General features: G+C 37.2%; 5 protein-coding genes. All 5 read left to right on the forward strand.

What is annotated here, in order from left to right; genetic code table 11:
• The first annotated feature begins 122 nt into the window (after positions 1 to 122).
• The 5 genes from C683_RS00390 (at position 123) to rpoC (ending at position 10925) form a co-directional block, all read left to right on the forward strand.
• Positions 123 to 824 carry a response regulator transcription factor gene (locus C683_RS00390; protein ID WP_009488088.1) on the forward strand — a complete coding sequence of 234 codons (702 nt, stop codon included), beginning with the start codon at positions 123 to 125 and terminating at the stop codon, positions 822 to 824.
• Positions 808 to 2001, forward strand: coding sequence for a sensor histidine kinase (locus C683_RS00395; RefSeq protein WP_462898262.1), 1194 nt, complete (start codon positions 808 to 810; stop codon positions 1999 to 2001). Before C683_RS00390 ends, C683_RS00395 begins: the two co-directional genes overlap by 17 nt.
• Positions 2002 to 2006: 5 nt before the next feature.
• Positions 2007 to 3371 (forward strand): serine hydrolase, encoded by a 1365-nt coding sequence (locus C683_RS00400; protein ID WP_009488090.1) that lies wholly within the window; start codon positions 2007 to 2009, stop codon positions 3369 to 3371.
• 298 nt (positions 3372 to 3669) lie between these two features.
• Positions 3670 to 7224 (forward strand): DNA-directed RNA polymerase subunit beta, encoded by a 3555-nt coding sequence (rpoB, locus tag C683_RS00405; RefSeq protein WP_009488091.1) that lies wholly within the window; start codon positions 3670 to 3672, stop codon positions 7222 to 7224.
• A 23-nt stretch (positions 7225 to 7247) separates the two neighbouring features.
• Complete coding sequence (gene rpoC / locus C683_RS00410) at positions 7248 to 10925, forward strand: DNA-directed RNA polymerase subunit beta' (RefSeq protein ID WP_009488092.1); 3678 nt, start codon at positions 7248 to 7250, stop codon at positions 10923 to 10925.
• Positions 10926 to 11086 lie beyond the last annotated feature (161 nt).

Consider the following 11086-nt stretch of genomic DNA (forward strand, 5'->3'; position numbering starts at 1 on the left):
TTCTCTCCTTATATGTTAAAATTCCTTATAATTCATTATACAGAGGTTGAAAATAGTGTAAACTAAAAATACAATCTTTTAGTGATATTTAGGAATTTCAGTAAAGAAAAGAGGGAATAGTCATGAAAGTACTCGTAGTAGATGATGATAAAGAAATCGTAGAATTATTAACCATTTATTTGAAAAATGAAGGTTATGAAGTGGCACAAGCCTATAATGGAAAAGAAGCATTATTGACATTACAAAATGACAAAGATATTGCTTTAATGATTTTAGATGTGATGATGCCAAAAGTAGATGGCATGGAAGTTGTGACTACTTTACGTAAACAAAAATCAACCTTACCGATTATTATGTTGACAGCGAAAACAACGGATATGAATAAGATTCAAGGATTAATTGCTGGGGCAGATGACTATGTCACAAAACCATTTAATCCTTTAGAAGTCATGGCTCGAGTAAAATCTCTACTTCGTCGTTCTAACATGCCTACTGGACCAGAAAAAGAAGTATCTGAGGATGCTTTGATTGAAACTGGCGCTTTAACGATTAATCGTGGGTCACATGAAGTGATTACAAAATCTGGGGAAAAAGTACAATTAACCGCACTTGAATTTGGTATTTTATATTTATTAGCCAGTCATCCAAACCAAGTATTTAGTGCAGAAGAAATTTTTGAAAAAGTTTGGCAACAAGAAAATGTTGTTTCTGCGAAGACGGTGATGGTTCACGTGAGCCATTTACGTGATAAATTAGAAAAAGCCACTCATGGAGAAAAAGTAATTAAGACCGTTTGGGGAGTGGGATATAAGATTGAAGCTTAAAAAGGAACAAGAAGTCAACCCAACGAAAATTATTTTAACGAGTAAAGAGAAGAGTGAACTAATTTTTGAAGCCATCTTTACGATGTTACTTCTTTTATTAATCAACTGTTCAGTACTCATTATTTTAGGGCAAATTATTCAACGCTCACCGGCACTAGAAAATATGATTTTTGGAATTAAAGTGGTCTTTTGGGATACCTTCCAAAAACAAGCTGTTTACTCTTGGCAATCGATTTTTGTCATTGTGTGCTTATTAGTGGATATTGGAATTACCTATTGGCGAATTAAACGACGTTACAAACAATATCAACTACAACATATTTTGTCAGAGCTTCATTATATTGCCAATGGACATTATGATCATTTAGTGCATTTTGAATTGAATGGCGATTTAGGAAGTATTGTCGATAGTATCAATGGATTGGTGCGTAGTACGAAAGAAGCAATTGAAGAAGAACGTCGGATGAAAGATTCAAAAGAAGAGTTAATTACCAATATTAGTCATGATATCCGCACACCGTTAACTTCTATTATCGGTTATTTACAACTGATTGAAAATCAAGATCATCTATCAGAAGAAGAATTGAAAAAATATGTTCATATTGCATATTCTAAAGCAGAACAAATGAAAGTAATGGTGGATGATTTGTTTGAATATGCAACGATGCAACAAAATCCAAATTCACAGCTTCATTTGACCGTTTTTGATTTGAGTCAATTGATGAATCAAATTGCAGTAGATTTTCAATTACAAACCGAAAATGATGCGTTACAACTAACAACGATAAGTGAACCAGAAAATATTTGTATCGAAGCAGATCCAGATAAAATTGTGCGTATTTTTAGTAATTTATTGAGTAATGCCTTTAAATATGGTGAAGGAGCGACTAAAATTGAAATGTTGGCTCAAAAAGAACACGATCAAGTACGAATCGTTGTGCGTAATAATGGGCGAAAAATTCCTAAACACGCATTGAGTCGTTTATTTGATCGCTTTTATCGAGTAGATAGTTCACGCACTTCCCAAATTAAAGGGACAGGATTAGGATTAGCGATTGTAGAAAGTATTGTTCAATTACATCATGGAAAGATTGAAGTAACCTCTAATGATGATTGGACGAGCTTTATTATCACGCTACCTTTACAACAAAACGAAACATCAGAGAGGGGATTTTAATCTGCATGAATTCATGGAAGAAAAAAGGAATCATTGGCCTGAGTAGTCTTTTTCTTTTATTACCAAACGTTGCTTTGGCAGTAGATGAAGGAATGGGCGCTCCAGTTGTGCCAACACAAGTGACCAATACAGGAGTCGCGAACACAGGAGTAGCAACTCCAGGAGTAGAGGATGGAACAGCAGAATCCATTCAAGATTTAAAAATTCAAGCCAAAGCAGCGATTGCGGCGGATAGCAAAACAGGACAAATTTTGTATGCGCAAAATATTGATCAAGTATTGCCAATTGCTTCAATGACTAAAATGATTAGTTGTGCGGTGGTGTTAGATGCGATTCAAAATGGAGAATTGGATTGGCAAGATAAAGTGAAAATTTCTGCCCCATTAGCAAAATTAAGTACAGAACCAGATTTATCAAATGTACCTTTAAAAGCTGGAGCTTCTTATACCGTAGCAGATCTATTTTGTGCAACCATTGTGCAATCAGCTAATGCAGCGATTATGGCGTTAGCGGATCGTGTGGCAGGAAGCCAAGAAAAATTTGTTGAATTGATGAAAAGCAAGTTAAAAGACTGGGGTATTACAGATGCTAATATTGTCACAGTTTCTGGACTAAATAATAAATATTTGAAAGATTTTCGTTTAAAAGGCACAAAGGAAAATGATGAGAACGCGATGAGTGCTCGTGATATGGCCGTAGTAGCGCAACATATTGTCAATGAATATAAAGATTATATGGATGTCGCAAAAGAACCAAGTCTAACCTTTGGTGCGGATACAGAGAATCCACAAATGATGGAAAACTGGAATGAGATGTTACCTGGAAAATCTTGCTACTTAGAAGGAGTGACAGGATTAAAAACAGGGACTACAGAAAAAGCTGGGGCTTGTTTTGCAGGAAGTGCGACCCAAAAAGATTTATCGATTGTTACAGTCGTGATGAATACCGAAAATGGAATTGAAAACAAACAGGCTCGCTTTTTAGAAACCAAACGTTTGATGACTTCTGTCTTTTCTTCTTATGAAAAGAAAACAGTCATTAAAAAAGGAGAAGCTGTACCAACAATTCATGATGCTGAAGTTCAGTACGGAAAAGAAACAACCGTTCCTTTAGTGGCGAAAAAAGATGTCACTTTAGAAGTACCAAAAGGTCAAGAGGCCATTACAGTAAAAAAAGATCAAAACTTAGAATTAATTGCGCCAATTGAAAAAGGAGCCGATGCGGTTCAGTACACTGTACAGTTGAAAAAAGGTTGGGGCTATTTACAACAAAAAGACCAACCGATTCAAATGGCAGTAACGAAAACAGCTGATGAAAAAGCCAATTTCTTCACTTTACTTTTCCGTAAAGTTCGTAGTTGGTTTGCTTAGAAAAGAGAAGGAAATCCCTTCTCTTCTTTTTTTGGAAAAAGGATTGATATTTTCATGAAAATAAAGTAGAATAATAGAGAAAATAGCAATTACAGAGAGACTTTTTGAAATATTGTCCAAAAAGTCGCAAGATAAGAGGCAAAAATAGAGGAGAAGAAGAAAAATTTTCGTCTGTTTTTGGTTTTTTTTTGCTTTCAAACTATGATTTTCTTCATTTTTAAAGAAAAAGTAATATTTGTAATGTAATTGTAATATTTTACAATGGTCTAAAATTAACGATAAATAAGGGGTGAATGGTTTGGCTGGACACGTAGTGAAATATGGAAAGCACGCAGAACGTCGTAGTTTTTCTAAAATCAGTGAAGTTCTAGAATTGCCGAATTTAATTGAAATACAAACGGATTCTTATCAAGGATTTTTAGATGAAGGATTACGTGAAGTATTCGAAGATGTATTACCAATCAGTGACCATAACAACAAATTATCATTAGAGTTTGTTGGTTATGAGTTAAAAGAACCAAAGTATACGGTAGAGGAAGCAAGAACTCATGATGCAAATTACTCTGCACCGTTACATGTAACTTTGCGTTTAACAAACAAAGAAACAGGAGAAATCAAATCACAAGAAGTATTCTTTGGTGATTTCCCATTGATGACAGAAATGGGCTCTTTCATTATCAACGGAGCAGAACGTGTAATTGTTTCTCAATTAGTACGTTCTCCAGGTGTTTATTATCACGATAAAACAAATAAAAACGGAAAAGAAGGCTTTGGTACAACTGTAATTCCAAACCGTGGTGCATGGTTAGAATTAGAAACAGATGCTAAAGATATTTCTTATGTTCGTATCGACCGTACACGTAAAGTACCATTATCTGTTTTGGTACGTGCGTTAGGATTCGGTTCTGACAGTGAAATTTTAAATATTTTCGGTGAAAATGAGAGCTTACGTTTAACATTAGAAAAAGATATCCACAAAAATGCGACAGATAGTCGTACAGAAGAAGGATTAAAAGATATTTATGACCGTTTACGTCCAGGTGAACCAAAAACAGCGGAAAGTTCAAGAAACTTATTAATTTCTCGTTTCTTCGATCCAAAACGCTATGATTTAGCTCCTGTTGGACGTTATAAATTAAATAAAAAATTAAATCTAAAATCTCGCTTATTGAATTTAACATTAGCTGAAACTTTAGTAGATGAAGAAACAGGCGAAATTTTAGCAGAAAAAGGCACAGTCATTACACGCGATGTAATGAATATGTTAGAAGGATACTTAGACAATGGATTAAATACAGTAACTTACTATCCAAGTGAAGATGCAGTATTAACAGATCCAGTTCAAGTTCAAGTGGTTAAAGTCATTTCTCCACGTGATCCAGAAAAAGTAGTTCACGTAATCGGAAATGGTATGCCAGCAGAAGATATCCGCACGATTACACCAGCAGATATCTTAGCGACAATGAGTTACTTCTTTAACTTGATGGAAGGAATTGGACATACAGATGACATCGACCACTTAGGAAACCGTCGTATCCGTTCTGTCGGTGAATTATTACAAAACCAATTCCGTATTGGATTAACTCGTATGGAACGTGTGGTTCGTGAAAGAATGTCTATCCAAGACACAGAAACATTAACACCACAACAATTAATTAATATCCGTCCTGTGGTAGCAGCAGTGAAAGAATTCTTCGGTTCTTCACAATTATCACAATTCATGGACCAAACAAACCCATTAGGGGAATTAGCGCACAAACGTCGTTTATCTGCGTTAGGACCTGGTGGTTTGGCTCGTGACCGTGCCGGATATGAAGTTCGTGACGTACACTACTCTCACTATGGTCGTATGTGTCCGATTGAAACACCTGAAGGACCAAACATCGGGTTAATCAACGGATTATCTACTTATGCGAAAATTAATAAATTTGGTTTCATCGAAACTCCATACCGTCGTGTGGATCGTGTAACTCATAAAGTTACAGATGAAATTGATTACTTAACAGCAGACGAAGAAGACCAATATATTGTAGCGCAAGCGAACTCACCATTAAATGAAGATGGTACTTTCAAAGAAGACATCGTTATGGCTCGTCACCAAAGTGAAAACTTAGAAGTGAACATCAACCAAGTAGACTACATGGACGTATCTCCAAAACAAGTAGTTGCCGTAGCGACAGCATGTATTCCATTCTTAGAAAACGACGACTCTAACCGTGCGTTAATGGGATCAAACATGCAACGTCAAGCAGTACCATTGATTGATCCACATGCTCCATATGTGGGAACAGGTATGGAATATAAAGCTGCTCATGACTCAGGAGCTGCTCTATTATGTAAACATGCCGGTGTCGTAGAATATAGCGATGCAGAAGAAATCCGTGTTCGTCGTGAAGATGGCACATTAGATAAATATCATGTTTCTAAATTCCGTCGTTCAAATGCAGGAACTTGCTACAACCAACGTACATTAGTAAAAGTTGGTGAAAAAGTAGAAGTTGGCGATATTTTAGCGAACGGTCCTTCAATGGAAAACGGAGAATTAGCTTTAGGTCAAAACCCATTAGTTGCCTTCATGACATGGGAAGGATACAACTACGAAGATGCGGTTATTATGAGCCAACGCTTAGTTAAAGATGATGTTTATACTTCTATCCATATTGAAGAATATGAATCAGAAGCTCGTGATACAAAATTAGGACCAGAAGAAATTACTCGCGAAATTCCAAACGTTGGGGAAGATGCATTGAAGAACTTAGATGAACGAGGCATCATCCGCATCGGGGCAGAAGTTAAAGATGGAGACTTATTAGTTGGTAAAGTGACACCAAAAGGAGTTACTGAATTATCAGCAGAAGAACGTTTATTACATGCTATCTTTGGTGAAAAAGCACGCGAAGTTCGTGATACTTCTTTACGTGTACCACATGGTGGTGGCGGTATTGTCCATGACGTTAAAATCTTCACTCGTGAAGCAGGAGATGAATTATCTCCAGGCGTAAACATGATGGTTCGTGTTTATATCGTTCAAAAACGTAAAATCCATGAAGGGGATAAAATGGCCGGTCGTCACGGTAATAAAGGGGTTGTTTCCCGTATTATGCCAGAAGAAGATATGCCATTCTTACCAGATGGAACACCAGTAGACATCATGTTAAACCCATTAGGGGTACCATCTCGTATGAACATCGGACAAGTATTAGAATTACACTTAGGTATGGCTGCACGTAATCTTGGTATTAACGTAGCAACTCCAGTCTTTGATGGTGCAACCGATGAAGACGTATGGGAAACAGTAAAAGAAGCAGGTATGGCACGCGATGCTAAAACTGTTTTATACGATGGACGTACAGGGGAACCATTTGATAACCGTATTTCTGTCGGTGTCATGTATATGATTAAATTAGCACACATGGTTGACGATAAATTACACGCTCGTTCAACAGGTCCTTACTCATTAGTAACGCAACAACCATTGGGTGGTAAAGCTCAATTTGGTGGACAACGTTTCGGGGAAATGGAAGTTTGGGCGTTAGAAGCTTATGGTGCTGCTTATACATTACAAGAAATCTTAACTTATAAATCTGACGATGTAGTAGGTCGTGTAAATACATACGAAGCTATCGTCAAAGGAGAACAAATTCCAAAACCTGGTGTACCAGAATCCTTCCGCGTTTTAGTGAAAGAATTACAAGCATTAGGATTAGATATGCGCGTGTTAGATGCTGAAGATCAAGAAATTGATTTAAGCGAAATGGATGACGATGATGAAATGGTCACAGAAGACGCTTTAGCAAAATATGCACGCCAAAAAGCAAAAGAAGAAGCTGCAAAAGAAAACAATGAAAAATAATCATTACTGGGAGGGATAAGCTTTTGATCGACGTAAATAAATTTGAAAGCATGCAAATTGGGTTAGCATCACCAGAAAAGATTCGTGAATGGTCTTATGGTGAAGTTAAAAAACCAGAAACAATTAACTACCGTACCCTAAAACCAGAACGTGATGGTTTATTCTGCGAACGCATTTTCGGTCCTACAAAGGACTGGGAATGTGCTTGTGGTAAATATAAACGCATTCGTTATAAAGGGATCGTATGTGATCGCTGTGGTGTAGAAGTCACTCGTTCTAAAGTTCGTCGTGAACGTATGGGGCATATTGAATTAGCGGCTCCAGTTTCACACATTTGGTACTTCAAAGGAATTCCAAGCCGTATGGGATTAGTGTTAGATATGACACCACGTGCCTTAGAAGAAATTATTTATTTCGCATCTTATGTAGTTATTGATCCAGGTGAAACTACATTAGAATACAAACAATTATTAACAGAAAATGAATACCGTGCAAAACGTGAAGAGTTTGGTGACGGATTTGAAGCTATGATGGGAGCAGAAGCAGTTCAACGCTTACTAGATCAAGTCGATTTAGATGCAGAAGTAGAAGAATTAAAACAAGAATTGAAATCTGCTCAAGGTCAAAAGCGTACGAAAGCGATTCGTCGTTTAGATGTTTTAGAAGCTTTCCGTACTTCTGGTAACAAACCAAGTTGGATGGTAATGAACGTATTACCAGTAATTCCACCAGAATTACGTCCAATGGTTCAATTAGAAGGTGGACGTTTTGCGACAAGTGACTTAAATGACTTATACCGTCGTGTTATCAACCGTAATAACCGTTTGAAACGTTTATTAGAAATTGGTGCACCAAACATCATCGTTCAAAATGAAAAACGTATGTTACAAGAAGCAGTAGATGCTTTAATCGATAATGGTCGTCGTGGTCGTCCAGTAACTGGACCAGGAACACGTCCATTGAAATCATTAAGTCATATGTTGAAAGGGAAACAAGGTCGTTTCCGTCAAAACTTACTTGGTAAACGTGTCGACTACTCAGGACGTTCTGTAATCTGTGTCGGACCATTCTTAAAAATGTATCAATGTGGTTTGCCAAAAGAAATGGCATTAGAATTATTCAAACCATTTGTGATGCATGAATTAGTAAAACGTGAATTAGCCAATAATATTAAAAATGCAAAACGCAAAGTAGAACGCATGGATGAATGTGTATGGGATGTTTTAGAAGATGTGATTCGTGAACACCCAGTACTATTAAACCGCGCCCCTACATTGCACCGTTTAGGAATCCAAGCCTTTGAACCAATCATTGTTGAAGGTCGTGCGATTCGTTTGCACCCATTAGCCTGTGAAGCGTTCAATGCCGACTTCGATGGAGACCAAATGGCGGTACACGTACCATTAAGTGAAGAAGCACAAGCGGAAGCTCGCTTATTAATGTTAGCGGCCCAAAACATCTTGAATCCAAAAGATGGAAAACCAGTCGTTACTCCATCTCAGGATATGGTATTAGGAAACTACTACTTAACAATGGAAGAAGCTGGCCGTGAAGGGGAAGGTATGGTCTTCCGTAACATGGATGAAGCGGTAATGGCATGGCAAAATGGATACGTACATTTACATACACGTATCGGTTTGAAAACAAATGATGAAACCTTAGCTGGTAAACCATTTACTGATTGGCAAAGAGATCGTATTATGGTAACTACTGTTGGTAAAGTCATTTTCAATAGCATTATGCCAGAAGAATTTCCTTACTTAAATGAACCTACAGAAGAAAACTTAACAGAAAAAACTCCAGATAAGTACTTCGTAGAAAAAGGGGAAGACATTAAAGCTTTCATCGAAAAACAACCATTAGTACAACCATTCAAGAAGAAAAATCTTGGAAGCATCATTGCTGAAGTATTCAAACGTTTCCGCGTAACAGAAACTTCAATGATGTTAGACCGTATGAAAGATTTAGGATATCATCATTCTACTTTAGCTGGAATTACTGTTGGGGTAGCTGATATCAACGTTGCCGATGATAAAGCACAAATTATTGAAGAATCTCACCAACAAGTAGAAAATATTACTCGTTTATTCCGTCGTGGTTTAATTACAGATGATGAACGTTATGAACGTGTTATTGGAGTTTGGAATGAAGCTAAAGATCGCATCCAACAAAAACTGATGGAAGCATTAGGTAGCGAAAACCCAATTTACATGATGAGTGACTCAGGTGCCCGTGGTAACATCTCTAACTTTACACAGTTAGCCGGAATGCGTGGTTTGATGGCTGCGCCTAACGGACGTATCATGGAATTACCAATCATCTCTAACTTCCGTGAAGGACTTTCTGTCTTAGAAATGTTCATCTCTACTCACGGAGCTCGTAAAGGAATGACCGATACAGCCTTGAAGACTGCCGATTCAGGTTACTTAACACGTCGTTTAGTAGACGTAGCTCAAGACGTAATCATTCGTGAAGATGATTGTGGTACAGACCGTGGATTAGAAATTACAGCGATTAAAGAAGGTAACGAAGTAATCGAATCTTTAGAAGATCGTTTAATTGGTCGTTACACTCGTAAATCTGTCTTCCACCCAGAAACAGGAGAAGTTATCATCGGTGCCGATGAATTAATCTCTGAAGATAAAGCAGCAGAAATTGTTGCTGCAGGTGTTGAAAAAGTAACAATCCGTTCTGTATTCACATGTAATACAAAACACGGTGTATGTAAACATTGTTACGGACGCAACTTAGCTACAGGTTCAAGTGTTGAAGTCGGAGAAGCAGTAGGTACAATCGCTGCGCAATCTATCGGTGAACCAGGTACTCAGTTAACCATGCGTACATTCCACACTGGTGGGGTTGCCGGAGACGATATCACTCAAGGGTTACCACGTATTCAAGAAATCTTTGAAGCACGTAATCCTAAAGGGGAAGCTACAATCACAGAAGTAACAGGTGAAGTAGTAGAAATTACAGAAGATAAAGCGAGTCATACTCGTGAAATTACTATCCAAGGTCAAGGTAATGATGTTCGTACTTATACTGTTCCTTACAACTCAAGAATGAAAGTAGAAGTAGGACAACATATTCACCGTGGTGAACCATTGACAGAAGGTTCTATTGAACCAAAACACTTATTACAAGTTACTGATGTATTAACTGTTGAAAATTACTTATTACGTGAAGTACAAAAAGTATACCGTATGCAAGGGGTAGAAATTGGTGACAAACACGTAGAGGTAATGGTTCGTCAAATGTTACGTAAAGTTCGTGTCATGGATCCAGGAGATTCAGATATCTTACCAGGAACATTAATGGATATTTCTGACTTTAAAGAACGTAATGAAAAAACATTATTATCTGGTGGATACCCAGCAACAGCACGTCCAGTATTACTTGGTATTACAAAAGCATCCTTAGAAACAAATAGTTTCTTATCTGCTGCTTCCTTCCAAGAAACAACACGCGTGTTAACAGATGCTGCTATCCGTGGTAAGAAAGATCCATTATTAGGATTGAAAGAAAACGTTATTATCGGTAAGATTATTCCAGCAGGTACAGGTATGCCTCGCTACCGTAATATGGAACCAAAAGAAATTGGTGTGGATAGCGAAAATGTATACAGTATCAATGATATCGAAGCACAAATGGCTGCTGACGGTATTTTAGATATGGAATATCAATTCGATGACGAAGATTAATTAATAGAATGAAAAAACTCGGGGATTTTCCTCGAGTTTTTTGTTTTGCAAAAAAATCGAAAAAAATTTCAGTAAATTCGTTGACGACTTTCAAAAGAGATGATATTATATAAAAGTCAATTACGAGACGTTACTTAAAAGTTGAAAAAACAAAAAATAAC

This window comes from Catellicoccus marimammalium M35/04/3 (assembly GCF_000313915.1).
Lineage (GTDB): Bacteria > Bacillota > Bacilli > Lactobacillales > Catellicoccaceae > Catellicoccus > Catellicoccus marimammalium.